The sequence below is a fragment of the Microbacterium azadirachtae genome (assembly GCF_000956505.1).
In the GTDB taxonomy this organism is placed as follows: Bacteria; Actinomycetota; Actinomycetes; order Actinomycetales; family Microbacteriaceae; genus Microbacterium; species Microbacterium azadirachtae_A.
The window spans coordinates 23,076-37,734 of the sequence record NZ_JYIX01000025.1; the positions used below are offsets into that span (position 1 = coordinate 23,076).

At 70.7% G+C, this 14,659-nt stretch carries 13 protein-coding genes; 4 read left to right on the top strand and 9 right to left on the bottom strand.

Translation table 11 applies throughout. The features are described from left to right. Positions 1-63: 63 nt before the first annotated feature. The 8 genes from RS86_RS03075 to RS86_RS03110 form a co-directional block, all read right to left on the bottom strand. Positions 64-1,707: an FAD-dependent monooxygenase gene (locus RS86_RS03075; protein ID WP_045270751.1), complete on the bottom strand. Its 1,644-nt coding sequence runs from the start codon at positions 1,705-1,707 to the stop codon at positions 64-66. Then, entirely contained in the window at positions 1,704-2,381 is a 678-nt protein-coding gene (locus RS86_RS03080) for a 4-carboxy-4-hydroxy-2-oxoadipate aldolase/oxaloacetate decarboxylase (protein ID WP_045270752.1), read from the bottom strand. The genes RS86_RS03075 and RS86_RS03080 overlap by 4 nt, the downstream gene beginning before the upstream one ends. After that, on the bottom strand, positions 2,378-3,031 hold the full coding sequence (locus RS86_RS03085) for an RraA family protein (RefSeq protein WP_045270753.1): 654 nt from the start codon (positions 3,029-3,031) through the stop codon (positions 2,378-2,380). Before RS86_RS03085 ends, RS86_RS03080 begins: the two co-directional genes overlap by 4 nt. Continuing rightward, positions 3,028-3,699, bottom strand: a complete 672-nt coding sequence (locus tag RS86_RS03090) for an RraA family protein (RefSeq protein WP_045270754.1) — start codon at positions 3,697-3,699, stop codon at positions 3,028-3,030. The genes RS86_RS03085 and RS86_RS03090 overlap by 4 nt, the downstream gene beginning before the upstream one ends. After that, a complete protein-coding gene (locus RS86_RS03095) occupies positions 3,696-4,733 on the bottom strand; it encodes a hypothetical protein (protein ID WP_045270755.1) in 1,038 nt (345 codons plus the stop codon). The genes RS86_RS03090 and RS86_RS03095 overlap by 4 nt, the downstream gene beginning before the upstream one ends. Positions 4,734-4,766: 33 nt before the next feature. Continuing rightward, on the bottom strand, positions 4,767-5,768 hold the full coding sequence (locus RS86_RS03100) for an amidohydrolase family protein (protein ID WP_045270756.1): 1,002 nt from the start codon (positions 5,766-5,768) through the stop codon (positions 4,767-4,769). A 230-nt stretch (positions 5,769-5,998) separates the two neighbouring features. Then, a complete protein-coding gene (locus RS86_RS03105) occupies positions 5,999-7,879 on the bottom strand; it encodes an FAD-dependent monooxygenase (protein ID WP_052680041.1) in 1,881 nt (626 codons plus the stop codon). Positions 7,880-8,069: 190 nt separating this feature from the next. Then, positions 8,070-9,518 carry an aldehyde dehydrogenase family protein gene (locus RS86_RS03110; protein ID WP_045270757.1) on the bottom strand — a complete coding sequence of 483 codons (1,449 nt, stop codon included), beginning with the start codon at positions 9,516-9,518 and terminating at the stop codon, positions 8,070-8,072. Between the two features lie 330 nt (positions 9,519-9,848). Between RS86_RS03110 and RS86_RS03115 the strand changes: the two genes are divergently transcribed. Then, positions 9,849-10,106 (top strand): hypothetical protein, encoded by a 258-nt coding sequence (locus RS86_RS03115; RefSeq protein ID WP_045270758.1) that lies wholly within the window; start codon positions 9,849-9,851, stop codon positions 10,104-10,106. A 164-nt stretch (positions 10,107-10,270) separates the two neighbouring features. Here RS86_RS03115 and RS86_RS03120 read toward each other — a convergent pair whose 3' ends face one another. Beyond that, positions 10,271-12,796: an ATP-dependent Clp protease ATP-binding subunit gene (locus tag RS86_RS03120; RefSeq protein WP_045270759.1), complete on the bottom strand. Its 2,526-nt coding sequence runs from the start codon at positions 12,794-12,796 to the stop codon at positions 10,271-10,273. Positions 12,797-13,143: 347 nt separating this feature from the next. On the opposite strand from RS86_RS03120, the gene RS86_RS03125 reads away from it, so the two are divergent. The 3 genes from RS86_RS03125 to RS86_RS03135 are packed head-to-tail and all read left to right on the top strand — an operon-like array spanning position 13,144 to position 14,653. Then, the gene (locus RS86_RS03125; protein ID WP_045270760.1) at positions 13,144-13,779 is read left to right on the top strand and encodes a hypothetical protein; all 636 of its coding nucleotides are present in this window, start codon (positions 13,144-13,146) and stop codon (positions 13,777-13,779) included. Further along, positions 13,776-14,417 (top strand): hypothetical protein, encoded by a 642-nt coding sequence (locus RS86_RS03130; protein ID WP_045270761.1) that lies wholly within the window; start codon positions 13,776-13,778, stop codon positions 14,415-14,417. Before RS86_RS03125 ends, RS86_RS03130 begins: the two co-directional genes overlap by 4 nt. Further along, positions 14,414-14,653: a helix-turn-helix domain-containing protein gene (locus RS86_RS03135; protein ID WP_045270762.1), complete on the top strand. Its 240-nt coding sequence runs from the start codon at positions 14,414-14,416 to the stop codon at positions 14,651-14,653. The genes RS86_RS03130 and RS86_RS03135 overlap by 4 nt, the downstream gene beginning before the upstream one ends. Positions 14,654-14,659 lie beyond the last annotated feature (6 nt).

Below are 14,659 nucleotides of genomic sequence, written 5' to 3' on the forward strand. Positions count from 1 at the left end.
CCGGGATCGTTGAGCGAGGACGCCGCAGGCGACCGAGACGAAACGCGGCAACCGCCAGGCGGCTCAGGCGGCGCCGCGCAGCCGCTCCCAGAGCGCGGCGGCCTCCGGCGCGGTGGGGGCGGCGCCGCGCCAGACCACGGTCTGATCCTGCCGCACGAGCGTGATCGGCTGGTCGTACTCCGCCGGTGGCCGAGGGGCCTCGATCACGGCGAACGGGATCCCGCGGAGCTCGGCGGCCGCCGCGAGGACGTCGACGTGTGCGCCGGGCGTGCAGACCGCGGTGTATCCCGGGGAGAGCAGATCGTAGAGCGAGGCGCCGTCCTCGAGCCGGAAGTGCGGGGCGCGGCAGCCGGGCACGGTCGAGGGCGTGTACGCGCCCATCGTGTAGCCGGGCGCCTTCCCGCCGTCGTAGCGGATGATCGGCGAGGCGTCGTAACTGTAGCCGTAGTTGAGCCCCGCGGCCGCGAACTGCGGCTCGTTGAGGTCGTGCACGGCGGCGCCGAAGGCACGTCGCGCCTCGTCCCCCTCCGGCCCTTCCTCCTCGAGCGCCGCGGGCAGCCCCGGCTTCGCGAGCTTCTGCTGGTGGCTCATCGCGAAGTGCGAGACCTGCTCGGTGATCGGGCGCCGCTCGGCCTGGTAGGCGTCCAGGATCCGCTCGTCCGCCCAGCCGGCGATCCGCGCGCCGAGCAGCCAGGTGAGGTTCAGGACGTCAGCGATGCCCGCGTTCATGCCGAACCCGGCGAACGGCACCCAGAGGTGGCACGCGTCCCCCGCGATGAAGACCCTGCCGTCGCGGAAGCGGTCCGCGAGCAGCCGCCGCGCGACCCAGTCCTCCTTCGAGACGACCTCATAGGCGAAGTCCTCATCGACGCCCAGGATCGCGCGGATCGAGGCGTCGCGGTCGACGGATCCTGGATCCTCCGCCTCCTCGGGCGAGAGGTAGGTGTGCACGAGGAAGGTTCCGGCGCCGTCGATCGCGTAGACGTGTCCGACCCGCCGCGGGTTGAAGGTGTAGTAGCCCCACGCGCGCGGCTCCTCGGCCGACATGAGCCCGTACAGGTGCGGAGCGCGGATGCAGGTGGACTGCACGTGCTGCAGCACCGGGTCGCCGCTGAGCTTCGCGCCGGTCTGCTTGCGCACCGCGGATCGTCCGCCGTCCGCGCCGATGAGGTAGCGGGCGCGCAGCGTGCGCTCGTTCCCGCCGTCGAGCTCGCTGATCGTCGCGGTCACCCCGTCATCGTCCTGCGCGAAGGAGTGGAAGCGGGTGCGATTGAGGAGCGTCACGCCGGGCGCCGCGGCGGCGCGCCGGGCGAGGATCGGCTCCAGGAACGTCTGGTTGATGCGGTGCGGCGGCTCCGGGGTCGCCCACGTCGTGTCCGGGCCGACGGTCGCGGTGTACCGTTCGCCGCTCGCCGGGATCGGGATGCGGGACAGCTCGGTCCCGGTGAGGGACGTGCGGAAGGCGACGTCCTGCGGGTAGTCGGCGGGCAGACCCGCGGCGCGCACCTCGGCGGCGATCCCCAGCCGGCGCAGGCTCTCCATCGTGCGGGAGGCGACGTGGTTGCACTTCACGTTCGGCGGCTCGAGGAAGTCGCGCGTCTCGACCACGACCGCGGAGACGCCACGGGACGAGAGATCGAGCGCGGCCAGCAGGCCGACCGGGCCCGCTCCGATGATGAGGACGTCGGCGTCCGTCGTGCCGGTCATCGTGCTCCGTTCGTGTCGGCCGCCCGGCGGATCGGATCCCCGAGGCGGCGGAAGTCGTAGAGGTCGAGGGTGAGTTCGCCCGCGCGCAGACGCGCCAGGTAGGCGTCCTCCTTGGCGGCGCGGGCGCGGGCCGCGTCCAGGATCCGGTCGACGTCGCCGGAGGGCAGGATCGCGACGCCGTCACGGTCGGCGACGACGAGGTCGCCCTCATGCACGACCCGGCCGCGCAGCGTGATCGGTATCCCGATCGTCCCCGGCCACTGCTTGATCGTGCCGCGGATCGAGATCGAGGTGCTGAACGCAGCGAAGCCCAGCTCCTGCAATTGCGCGGTATCGCGCACCCCGCCGTCGATCACGAGCCCCGCGATGCCGCGCGCCTGCGCCGCGACCGCCATCACTTCGCCCCAGTATCCGAAGGGCGCTCCTCCGCCGTCGACGACGAGCACGTCGCCAGGGCCCGCGGCCTCGAGGCCGTGGTGCAGCGCGAGGTTGTCTCCGGCCTGCGCCGACACGGGCACCGCGCGGCCCGCGATCGCCGCCCCGTCCCAGGCGGGACGGAACGCGGCGTCGAGGAAGCAGTCCAGCCCCGACGCCTCGTACAGGGTCGCGCTCCCGAGTCGCAGCAGCTCCGCGACGTCGTACTCCGCGACCTCGCGCGCTCCGGCGCCGCTCACGCCTCGGCCCGCTGCAGGTCGTGATAGCCGTAGCGCGCCCTGGCCTCGGCGATCGAGGCTCCGCCGAGCGCCGCGGCCAGGATCGACTCCTCGCGGGCGTGTATGCCTTCCGCGACCTCGAGCACCTCGGCCTCGCAGTCCTGCGGGATCACGATGACCCCGTCGGAGTCGCCGAGCAGGATGTCGCCCGGACGCACGGTGACGCCGCCGATCGTCACCGGCCTCTGCTCCTCGGCGACCTCGACCCTGTCCTTGCCCGTGCGCATGAAGCGTCCCCGGCTGTAGATGGGGTAGCCGATCGAGAGGGCGCGGTGCGTGTCGCGGCAGACGCCCTCGATCACGGTCCCGGCGATCCCGCGGTGGTGCGCGACGGCGGTGAGGATGTCGCCCCACACGGTGCAGTCCACGCGTCCGTCGTTGTCGAGCACGACGACCTGGCCCGGCTCGACCTGGTCGATGAAGTCCCCGACCGTTCCCGCCGGGACCTGGGCGCTGACGTAGCGGACCGTGAAGGCGCGGCCGACCATGTGCTGACCGTCGGCGAGGGGGGCGAGGCCGAGCAGGCTCCCCGGGCGGCGCAGCTTGTCGAGCGCATCGGAGACGGTCGCGGTGCCCAGCGCGCGGAAGCGCTCGATGAGGGGGTCGGTCATGGGGTTCGCTCCTCTGCGGTGACGGTGGGGAACTGGGAATCGTGCATGACCTCGCTCACGTCGCGGCCTGAGCGCACGGCCTCCGCCATGCGCTCCTCGCGGTCGGCGATGCGCCTCGCGAGGCCGACGATGCGCTCCGCCTGATCCGCGGCGACGAACACGACGCCGTTCACGTCGGCGATCACGTAGTCGTACGAGGCGACCGAGACGCCGGAGATCTGGATCCGCTCGTCCGAGGCCAGCTGCACGATCCGTCCGCGGGCGCTCACCGGCACCGCGGCGCGGGCGTACAGCGGCAGGCCGAGCGCGGCGCTCTCCTGCACGTCGCGGCAGGCGCCGTCGACGATCACGCCGGCGACGCCCCGGCGCACGGCAGCCTCGGCGAGCAGGCCGCCCCAGCACGACACGTCGGTGCGACCGTGGTTGTCGATCACCACGACGTCGTCGGGCTCGGCGACCGCCACGAGCGGGGTCGCGATGTGCGTCGCGGGCCCGCTCCTCGCCTTGGGGCCCGCCGTGACCGTGCGCACCCGGCCGGCCGTCACCGTGCCGGACGGCCAGCGCGGCGCCAGCGCGGTCACCGCGCCGGGCAGGCCGAGCGTGTCCAGCGCGTCCGACACCGCGCAGCTGTCCAGCCCGCGCAGCGCCGCGACGATCGGATCTGTCATCGGGCGTTCCGCTCCCCGGTGTTCGGCTCCCAGGTGAGGAAGCCCATCGCGTTGCCCGTGCCGGCCTCGGTGCGGTAGCAGGGCTCGTAGTCGACGTTCGTGACGCCGAGGCCCGCCTCGTCGGCGATCCCGGCGACCGCGATCCAGTTGCGCAGCTCGGAGGCACCTGACATCATCTCGCCCGCGGGGACCGAGGACAGGTACTCGGCGTCATGGTCCTTCATCGCCTGGATGAACTCGGAGTCGAGCTTCTCGTCGATCACGAAGTGGCTGAGGCCGCCCGAGGCGACGACGCCGACGCGCAGGTCGCCGGGGAAGGACTGGATCGCCCGGCCCACCGCGCGGCCGAAGTCGTAGCAGCGCTTGGCGCTCGGCGGGTTCGGCTCCCAGAAGGTGTTGATGAAGATCGGCACCATCGGGATCGTCGACTCCTGGCCGAGGAAGCGCTGGTAGATGAAGCCGAAGCCGTGCGGGATCGTGTGGTTCTCGTAGCGGCCGGCGGGGATGACCTCGGTCGCGCCGGTGTCGAAGTCGTCCGCCTGGGTGGACTGGATGATGTGCTTTCCGAGCGCACGGTGCGTGGGCCGCATGACCGTGCGGTCCGGGACGTCGCCCATCGCGGCCTCGGCGAGACCGGGCGCCATCTTGTCCAGCTGCGCCTGGGTGTACGGCGCGTGCGCGACCTCGTCGCCCCAGAAGACCGAGAACGGCGCGAGCCACTCGTCGCCGTAGGTCTCCTTGTGGTCGCTCGAGATGATGACGAGCACGTCCACGTCCTGCTCCTCGATGAAACGGGAGAGGGCGTCCATCGACGCCTGGCAGCTGTCCCAGCGGCGCTGCATGACGTCATGAGTGATCTCGGCGGAGAAGTCCTCGCGGAGGGCCTTGAGCTCCTCGAACGAGTACGTCCCGCCGCGGAACTTCAGGCCCTTGCTGCGGCGGTCGGCGACCCCGCGGGTCTCCCAGGCCTCGGGCGGCGCCGCCTTGAGCTGCGGGCCGTGCGAGGTGCCGAATCCGGCGACGATCTCGGTCATGGTGGATCCTTTCTCGGAGTGCGGGCGCGGCCTTCAGAGGCGGAAGAGGGCGCGCGCGTTGTTCTCGAGCACGTCGGCGCGACGGTCGTCGTCGAGCCACTCGATGTCGTCGATGAGCAGGTGGATGTCGTCGAACCAGCGTCCGGTCGCGGGGTCGATCTGCGACCCTGTTCCCGGCTTCTCGGATCCGAAGAGCACCCGGTCGGTGCCGACGGCCTTGAGCAGCAGTTCGAGGCTCTCCTGCGTGTAGAGGCAGGAGTCGAAGTGGAAGTTGCGCAGCTTGTCGAGGTAGGAGACCCCTGTACGCACGACCGAGGGCAGGAAGCGGCCCATCTGGTACGGGATCGCTCCGCCGCCGTGCGCGACGACGACCTTGAGGTCGGGGAAGTCGGCGAACACGTTCGCCTGGATCATGCTCCAGACCGAGACGGTCTCCTCCTGGATGAAGTGCAGGCTGTAGGGCTCTCGGGACGGGAACTTGCACCCCGCGGAGTGCAGCAGCATCGGCACGTCGAGCTCGCAGAGCGCCTCGTACAGCGGGTACCAGTAGCGCTCCCCCATCGCCGGCGGCACCTCGGTGCCCTCGAAGGGGTCGGAGTTGACCATCGCCCCGACGAAACCGAGCTCGGTGACCGCGCGACGCAGCTCGGGGAGCCACTGCTCGACGCTCAGGTACGGGCTCTGCGGGATCCCCGCGATGCCCTGGAACCGGCCGGGGAAGAGCTCGGTCGCGCGGTGGATGAGGTTGTTGGTCTCGGCCGTGAACCACTCGACGATCTTCGTCGGGCGCTCCGAGTGCATCGCGTGGAACGGACGCGGTGAGAGCAGCTGCAGATCGATCCCCGCGCCGTCGATGTGGTCGAGGTGGGAGATGTTCCCGAAGCTCGGGTGCGGCGCGTTGTAGGAGGCGATGAGGGCGTCGTCGCTGATGACCGGAGGCTTGCCGCCGTGCGAACCCCGCGCGGCGAGCAGCGAGGCCTTCCACGCGTAGTACGCGTCCGGGGCGGACATGTGGCCGTGGACATCGATGATCACGGGGGCTCCTTCTGAATCTTCTGCGGTCCGGAGGGTCGGGGCTTCGTCGCTGTCTCGACGCTATGAGAGCCCGCATCGGGGCGGATCGGCGGGCTGCGGGAAACTCCTCCTGGTGGATCCGACACGGTGTCCGAATCGGATCCGCCCGAGGGGCCGCGGTTCAGGCCGCGGCCCGAGCCCACTGCACGAGCTCAGTGCACGCGCTCAGTGCACGAGCTCACTGCACGAGCTCACTGCACGAGCACGCTCGCGGCCGCACGGATCCGCTTCAGGAACGGCTCGGCCGGATCCGCGGCGGGGGCGCGGCCTCCGCGGAGGATGACCGCGAGCGCGTCGTCGAGCACCATCGAGGGGTCCGCCGGCATCTCGGCCGCACGCCAGGCGACCTTGCGGTCGGGGCGCACCAGCAACGCACCATCGTCGCCGATCTGGCGCGCGGCGCGCCAGGCCTCGTCGGCGTCGTCGATCGCGACGACCGTGACGGGTAGGGCGCCGCCGATGAGGTCGATCGCCTCCTGCCAGCGCGCGGCGGCGGACGTCGAGGTGAGCAGGGTCAGTCCCACCCGCGCGACGAGGTCATGCGAGGACGGCGCCGGGCCGTCCTGAGCGGTGCGGCTCTGCAGCCAGACGTGCGGCAGGTGGTGCCCGGGACGCGAGGTGGCCTGGAAGTCCGTCGGATCCGACGGGTCTCCCGGCACCGGAGTCCCGTCGGGAACCAGCGCCCCCGCCTCGTAGTGGAACCCTGCCTCGACGCCCAGCTGGCTGTAGTCGTGCGCGTTGTGCGCGACCTCCGTCGCGACGCGAGCGCGCATCGCCTCCCCCTCCGGGGTGTCGCTCACGAACACCTCGAGGTTGCGGAAGCCCTCGGCCTCATCCTCGCCGAACCCCAGGGCTGCGGCGATCGGAGGGTGCCGGTTCGCGTTCTCCAGCGAGTGCGCGGTGTACCAGGCCACGATCGGCCGGCGCTCGGCCTGATAGCTGTCCAGAAGCGCATCCGGCGCCTGGCCGTCGAGCACCGCGGCCAGCTTCCAGCAGAGGTTCTGCGCATCCTGGATGCCGCTGTTCAGTCCGAGACCGCCGGTCGGCGGATGCTTGTGCGCGGCGTCGCCGGCGAGGAAGACGTGACCCGCGCGGAAGCGTTTCGCGACCAGCCCGTTGTAGGTCCAGCGGGTCATCGAGTGCATCGTGATCGCGTGATCCTCGCCGAGGCCCAGCATGCGCCGGATGGAGTCGAACAGCGCTGCCTCGTCATGCGGATCGCCCTCGACCATCCAGCCGGCGACCGACACCAGCCACTCCTCGGAGTCGCGGTCGTAGTGCGTGGGGCCGAGCGCCTGGATCGTGCCGCGCCGCCGCGCCCCGCCCGCGGGGTGCAGGAAGTGGCCGAGCAGGGCGTCCGGCTCCGACCAGGCGGAAAGATCGAGGCTGACGTGGTAGTTCACGACCTCGCGCATGTCCCGAGGCCCCTCCAGCTCGACGCCGAGCAGGGCCGCGCTGTCGCGCCCGCCGTCGGCGGCGATCACGTAGCGCGCACGCACCTCGCGGACATCGTCCGTGACGGCGTCGCGGATCACGACGGTCGCGGAATCCGCGTCCTGCCGGATGTCGACGGCCTCCTGCTTCGCGCGGATCCGGCCCGGTGCGGCGGCGACCGCATGCCGGTGGATCAGCGGGTCGAGCCGCAGCTGCGGCATGTTCGCGAAGGCGCGGGGACTCGAGGCGCGGTACCGCTCGGCGTCGGGTCCGCCGCCCCACGCCGGGACCTCGCCGATCTTGAGGCCGTCGAATCGGCCCGGCCCCGTCGCGGTCGTGTACCAGACCGCCTTGCGCCAGCGATCGTGGGTCGGGGTCGCCGCGTAGATGTCCTCCGCGACTCCCATGTCGTGGAACGCCTCCATGGTGCGCGGGTTGAGCAGGTGCGCACGGGGGAACCGGAACACGAAGTCGCGGCGCTCGAGGAGCAGCACGTCGATCCCGCGCTGGGCGAGCAGGATCGCGCAGCTCATGCCGACCGGCCCGCCGCCCATGATGACGACCTCGACGGCCTCGGGCCACTCGTCCTCGCCGAGCGGCGGCAGGGCGGCGCGGGGGCTCTTCACGGATGCGGTCACGGATTCCTCCTCGAATGCGGAGATCCCAGGCTAGGGAGACGCCGGAACGCGACGATACGTGCCATGAGCGCGAAAGTCGGCCGGCGATTCCGACACGATGTCGCATCCCGTCAGCGCGCGCGGAGACGACGAAGGAGGACGTACCGTCCCCCTCGGAGCAGCACGTCCTCTTCCGCCCGCGGGCCGGTTCTCAGCCCGAGATCGTAGGGACCGTCACCCACTGCCAGTAGGTGAACTCGTCCAGATTCCAGTGGCCGCCATGGCGGCCTCCGTTGCCGGATGCGCCGATGCCGCCCATCGGGATGTGCGCGGCGTCGTAGATCGTCTGCCCGTTGACGGCCACCATGCCGGCCCTGAGCCGTGCGGCGAAGCCGAGCGCTCGGGCCACGTCGCGCGTGTGGATCGCGGCCGTGAGGCCGTAATCGCTGGCGTTGGCCAGCGCGAGCGCCTCCGCCTCGGTGCGGAACCGGGTGACCGGGGCGACGGGACCGAAGATCTCCGAGCGAAACGCGGCATTGCCCTCGTCGACGCCGTCCAGCACGGTCGGCTCGTAGAACAGCCCGTCGTGCGCGCCGCCGTGCACGATGCGCGCGCCGTCCGCGACCGCGGCCTGCACGATGTCGTGCACGCGCTCGGTCTGCGCGGCCGTGATGAGGGGACCGAGCGTCGTGCCGGCGAGGAGCGGGTCTCCCGGCACCAGCGCCGCGGCGGCGGCGCGCAGGCGCTCGACGTACTCGTCGGCGATGCTCTCGTGCACGAGATGGCGTCCCGTGGCCATGCAGATCTGTCCCTGATGCCGGAAGGATCCGGCGACGCCCGCGGCGACCGCCTGATCCAGATCCGCGTCGGCCATCACGACGAAGGCGTTGTTGCCGCCGAGCTCGAGCACCACGCGCTTGAGAAGGCCGCCCGCGACCTCGCCCACCCTGCGGCCCGCAGCCGAGGAGCCGGTGAAGGAGATCACGGTCGTGTGCGGCGAGCGCACCACGGCCTCGCCCGTCGCGGGGCCGCCGGGAAGCACGTGCAGGACGCCGTCCGGGAGCCCGGCTCGGCGGAACACCTCGGCGATCGCGGCGCCGCCGGAGAACGCCGTCTTGACGTCGGGCTTGAGCAGCACGGCGTTGCCGAGCGCGATCGCCGGCGCGACTGAGCGGATCGCGAGCATGAGCGGGGCGTTCCAGGGCGAGATCACGCCGACCACGCCGACGGGGATCCGCCGCGCCATCCCGATCGTCCCCGGATCCTCGACGGGCAGAAGGTCGCCCTGGGACATCGTCACGAGGCCCGCCGCGGCCACGAGCTCGTCGATCGCCTTGTCGACCTCGTGGCGCGCCTTGCCCGGCAGGGATCCGCTCTCCCGGATCAGGACGTGCTCGACGTCCTCGCGGATCTCGCGCAGCGCGGCGGCCGCGCCCATGAGCACGTCGGATCTGGTGCGGTACGACGTGCGGCCCCATGCGCTCTGCGCCACGACGGCGCTCGCGCCCGCGCGCTCGACGTCGGACTCGTCCGCGAGTCCTGCCCGAGCCACGACGCGGCCGTCGCCGGGCGACACGATCGGCTGGACGCCGCCGGTCCCCTCGCGCCATCCGTCCGAGAAGATCAGCCCGTCGATGTCCTCGATGTCCCACCGTGCCATCGCCGTCTCCGTCCTCCTCGTCGAGTGCTGCCAGGGCGATGCTATTCGACGTCCGCGTCCGGTCTCCCCGTCGCGGCGGCGCAAGGCGGGGCGCTCGCCTCAGACACCGTGTCGTGGGGCGCGGTTCCGGTGCGCGAGCGCTGAAGTATGCACGAGAGCGCAGGATCTGCTAGGCTCGGAGATTCCGCGCCTGGACTGCCGACGTCTCTTCGGCACCGCGCGAACCCCCTCGGCCGGAGCATATGCCCGCGAACCGCATCGACGCGCGTCCGCGCGCCCGGCGAGATCCTTCCGGCGGTCGACACCGCCCTCGAACATCTGAGCATCATCATGAACATCACCTGGAAACAGGCCGACCACGACGTGTACGTGGCGACCCGAGACGGCGAGTATGCCGGTTTCGTGGCCGTCGACGGCGCGTCCCACGTCCTGCACGATCGACACAGCCGCCGCCTCGGCAGCTACCCGTCCCTCTCCGCCGCGCGCAGCGCGCTGGAGTCCTTCGGTGCGCCCGCCTCCGCGTCAGCGCACCGCCCGCGTCGCTCCGCCCGCAGCCGGCGCCGCCCTTCCACCGCGCGGAGCCGCTGAGCGCAGCCCTCTCCGAAGACTCCTCGCTCAGGAACCGATCCCAAGAACGGTCCCTGAGCGAGCGCAGCGAGACGAAGGGCGCTCAACGACCCCGTCGAACACACGAAAAGGGGGACGAGCACCGAAGTGCTCGTCCCCCTTTTCCGTACGGGATCCGGATCCGATCAGGCCGCGCCGGCCGCGATGTCCGGCGTGGTCGGGATCGCGCCGGGCGTGTTCACACCGACAGAGACCTTCTCGCCACGCGGACCCGTCGTGAAGACGAACTTCCCGCCCTGCGCGTCCACGTGCACGTGGTCGCCGGGGGTGAGCTCGCCGTGCAGGATCCTCTCGGACAGCTGGTCCTCGACCTCGCGCTGCATCGCACGACGCAGCGGGCGGGCGCCGAGCGTCGGGTCGAACCCGATCTCGATGAGCTGGTCCTTGGCGGCGTCCGTCAGCTCCACCGTCATGTCGCGGTCGAGCAGGCGATCGCTCAGGCGCTTCACGAACAGGCCGACGATCTGACGCAGCTCGTCCTTGTTGAGCTGCGGGAACACGATGACGTCGTCGAGGCGGTTCAGGAACTCGGGCTTGAAGTTGCGCTTGAGCTCCTCGTCGACCTTCCCCTTCATCCGCTCGTAGGTCGTCTGCGAGTTGCCCTCGATCTGGAAGCCGACCGGGCCACCGGCGATCGCCGACGAACCGAGGTTCGTCGTCATGATGATCACGGTGTTCTTGAAGTCGATGACGCGACCCTGGCCGTCGGTGAGGCGGCCCTCCTCGAGGATCTGCAGCAGCGAGTTGAAGATGTCGGGGTGCGCCTTCTCGATCTCGTCGAACAGCACCACGGAGAACGGCTTGCGGCGCACCTTCTCGGTGAGCTGGCCGCCCTCTTCGAAGCCGACGAACCCGGGAGGGGCTCCGAACAGCCGCGAGACGGTGTGCTTCTCGCCGAACTCGCTCATGTCGAGCGAGATCAGGGCGCCTTCGTCGTCGAACAGGAACTCGGCGAGCGCCTTGGCGAGCTCGGTCTTTCCGACGCCCGTGGGGCCGGCGAAGATGAACGAGCCCGAGGGACGCTTCGGGTCCTTCAGACCCGCACGCTGACGGCGGATCGTCTTGGACAGGGCGGCGATCGCCTCCTCCTGGCCGATGACGCGCTGGTGCAGCGCCTTCTCCATGAAGACGAGGCGGCTGGACTCCTCCTCGGTGAGCTTGAACACCGGGATGCCCGTGGCCTGGGCCAGCACCTCGGCGATCAGGCCCTCGTCGACGACCGCATTGGTCGCGACGTCGCCGGAGCGCCACTGCTTCTCCAGTCGCAGCCGCTCCGCGAGCAGCTCCTTCTCCTGGTCGCGCAGGGACGCCGCCTTCTCGAAGTCCTGCTCCTCGGAGGCCAGCTCCTTCTCCTCGCGGACCTTGGCGATCTTGTCGTCGAACTCGCGCAGCTCCGGCGGGGAGGACAGGATCGACAGGCGCAGGCGGGCGCCGGCCTCGTCGATCAGGTCGATCGCCTTGTCGGGCAGGAACCGGTCGGCCACGTAGCGGTCGGCGAGGTTCGCCGCGGCGACGAGCGCGCCATCGGTGATCTGCACCTTGTGGTGCGCCTCGTAGCGGTCGCGCAGACCCTTGAGGATGTTGATCGTGTGCGGCAGGTTCGGCTCGTTGACCTGGATCGGCTGGAACCGGCGCTCGAGCGCGGCGTCCTTCTCGAAGTGCTTGCGGTACTCGTCGAGCGTCGTGGCGCCGATCGTCTGCAGCTCGCCACGGGCGAGCAGCGGCTTCAGGATGCTCGCCGCGTCGATCGCGCCCTCGGCGGCGCCCGCACCCACGAGGGTGTGGATCTCGTCGATGAAGACGATGATGTCGCCGCGGGTGCGGATCTCCTTGGTGACCTTCTTCAGGCGCTCCTCGAAGTCTCCGCGGTAGCGGGATCCGGCGATGAGGGATCCGAGGTCGAGCGAGTAGAGCTGCTTGTCCTTGAGCGTCTCGGGGACGTCGCCCTTCACGATCGCCTGGGCCAGGCCCTCGACGACGGCGGTCTTGCCGACGCCGGGCTCGCCGATCAGCACAGGGTTGTTCTTGGAGCGGCGGGAGAGGATCTGCATGACCCGCTCGATCTCCTTCTCGCGCCCGATGACCGGGTCGAGCTTGTTGTCGCGCGCGGCCTGCGTCAGGTTGCGCCCGAACTGGTCGAGCACCTGGGATCCGCCCTGGGCCTGCTGCTGGGTGTCGTGCGCGGCGCCGGAGACGGCGGCGGGCTCACGCCCCGGGGATCCGGAGAGCATCTGGATGACCTGCTGGCGGACCTTGTTCAGGTCGGCGCCGAGCTTGACGAGCACCTGGGCCGCCACGCCCTCGCCCTCGCGGATGAGGCCGAGGAGGATGTGCTCGGTGCCGATGTAGTTGTGGCCGAGCTGCAGCGCCTCGCGCAGGCTCAGCTCGAGCACCTTCTTCGCGCGCGGCGTGAAGGGGATGTGGCCGGTCGGCTGCTGCTGACCCTGGCCGATGATGTCCTGCACCTGTTCGCGCACGGACTCGAGGGAGATGCCGAGCGACTCCAGCGCCTTCGCCGCAGCTCCCTCGCCCTCGTGGATGAGGCCGAGGAGGATGTGCTCGGTGCCGATGTAGTTGTGGTTGAGCATCTTCGCCTCTTCTTGGGCGAGGACGACGACACGACGGGCTCGGTCGGTGAATCTCTCGAACATGTCACTCCTTGTTCGTTGCCCGGTGGGGGCGGTGGCACAGTTCGTGCCGGATACATCGAGAGTAACGACCGGGCGAGGGGTGCAAGCCGTTGTTCGCCGTCGGCTGACCCGTGCGACGAAGCATGACGCGGCGGCCCCGCACCCCGTCGGGGCACGGGACCCGCCGGAGAACCGAGGACGTTCGCGACTCTGAAGGCGATCCGGGCCGGATCCGTCCTTCCGAGTTGCCATCGTCCTGCGGAGTCGCCGACCCGCGCAGCTGATGGGAGATCCCACCCTTGACCCTTTTATCGATTGTCGTTATGTTAACGACCATCGATAACACTCGCATCGACAGAGGGGGAACCATGACCGCGGCCACACGATCCGGAAGACAAGGACCGACGACCCGTTCCGAACGCGCGGACGCGACCGCCGTGCTGATCGTCGGCACGCTTGTTCTCGCCGCCGCCGTCACGGTCGTGGTGCTGCGCGCCGCGCAGACCTTCCGCCCGGACGGCATCGCCTGGGTCCTGCCCATCGACCAGCAGCCGATCGACGCGACGGTGGGATCGGGCAGTTCCGCTGTGCACGGCTATGCCACGCAGGCTCTGGTGATCGTCCGGGGATTGAGCCCGGTGGGCACGGGCGCGATCGTGCTCTCGCACGTCGTGTGGGCGGCGGCCGCTGTGCTCGTCATCGGCTCCTCCCTCTTCATCGCCTGGTCCTTCCTGCGCGGGCGATTCTTCGCACCGGGAACGGTGCGCGCCCTCGCGATGATCAGCTGGGCGCTCGCGATCGGCGCCGGCGCCGTGCATCTTCTCGACGGGTTCGGACGCAACAGCATCGTGGCGGCGCTGGACCCGGATCACGGCGCCGTCTACGACGCGCCCGACACCTGGTCCTGGCTGCCGGTCTTCGCCGTCGGCGTGGCGCTCGGCCTGATCACCACGGCCTTCCGCCGCGGTGTGCGCCTGCAGAAGGAGACGGAGGGGTTGGTATGAGCGCGTCGGGAAAGCACCACGGACGGGCGGGGTCCCGCCTCGGCGAGGGGTTCGTCCTCGGACTGATCGCAACCGGCGCCGTGAGCGTCGCGATCGCCGCCATCGTCGCGATCGTGCTGCGCGGCATCGATCTGTTCGGCGATGCGGTCGCCGTTCCGCTCCCCCTCCACGACGGGGGCATGGTCGGCGCACTGAAGGATGCGCCCGCAGTGCTGTCCTCGAGTTACTCGGCCGCGATCGTGACGATCGACGGTCTCCCCGCGGGGGCGCGCTGGCTCTTCCTGCTCGAGGGGGCGCTGCCGGCGCTCGCGACCGTCGGCGTCTGCGCCGTCGCATGGTGGCTCGGGGTTTCGCTGATCCGGTCGCGCCCGTTCCGTCGCTCGATGTCGGTCGCGATCGGCATCGCCGCCTGCTTCGTCGTCGCGGGAGGCGTGCTCGGCCAGTTGGCCGGCGCCTTCGGGCGCGCGATCGCCGTCGGCCACCTCGCCGAGGCGGATCCGCGCGTGCACGATGTGCTCTGGCCCTTCCTCGGGCAGTTCGACCTCGCCCCGGTCGGGTGGGGCTTCGCGCTCGCGCTCGTCGCGACCGCGTTCCAGCTCGGCACCCGTCTGCAGAAGGACGCGGAGGGGCTGGTGTGACTCCGGCGGCGCAGGACGAGGAGGATTCCGGGATCCATTGCCGTCTCGATGAGCTGCTCGCCGCCCGCGGGATGACGTTGACGCAGCTGAGCGAGCGGGTGGGGGTGAGCATCGTGAACCTGTCGGTGCTCAAGAACGACCGGGCGCGCGCGATCCGCTACTCGACTCTGCGTGCGATCTGCGACGCGCTGCAGTGCGAGGTCGGAGAGCTGCTCGTCCTCGCGCCACGAGCCTGAGCCGGA

What these genes read in the sequence shown, in the direction of transcription:
- RS86_RS03075 (WP_045270751.1), bottom strand. Translation starts at nt 1,707, where the DNA reads ATGACCGGCACGACGGACGCCGACGTCCTCATCATCGGAGCGGGCCCG.
- RS86_RS03085 (WP_045270753.1), bottom strand. Translation starts at nt 3,031, where the DNA reads ATGACCGACCCCCTCATCGAGCGCTTCCGCGCGCTGGGCACCGCGACC.
- RS86_RS03090 (WP_045270754.1), bottom strand. Translation starts at nt 3,699, where the DNA reads ATGACAGATCCGATCGTCGCGGCGCTGCGCGGGCTGGACAGCTGCGCG.
- RS86_RS03095 (WP_045270755.1), bottom strand. Translation starts at nt 4,733, where the DNA reads ATGACCGAGATCGTCGCCGGATTCGGCACCTCGCACGGCCCGCAGCTC.
- RS86_RS03110 (WP_045270757.1), bottom strand. Translation starts at nt 9,518, where the DNA reads ATGGCACGGTGGGACATCGAGGACATCGACGGGCTGATCTTCTCGGAC.
- RS86_RS03115 (WP_045270758.1), top strand. Translation starts at nt 9,849, where the DNA reads ATGAACATCACCTGGAAACAGGCCGACCACGACGTGTACGTGGCGACC.
- RS86_RS03120 (WP_045270759.1), bottom strand. Translation starts at nt 12,796, where the DNA reads ATGTTCGAGAGATTCACCGACCGAGCCCGTCGTGTCGTCGTCCTCGCC.
- RS86_RS03125 (WP_045270760.1), top strand. Translation starts at nt 13,144, where the DNA reads ATGACCGCGGCCACACGATCCGGAAGACAAGGACCGACGACCCGTTCC.
- RS86_RS03130 (WP_045270761.1), top strand. Translation starts at nt 13,776, where the DNA reads ATGAGCGCGTCGGGAAAGCACCACGGACGGGCGGGGTCCCGCCTCGGC.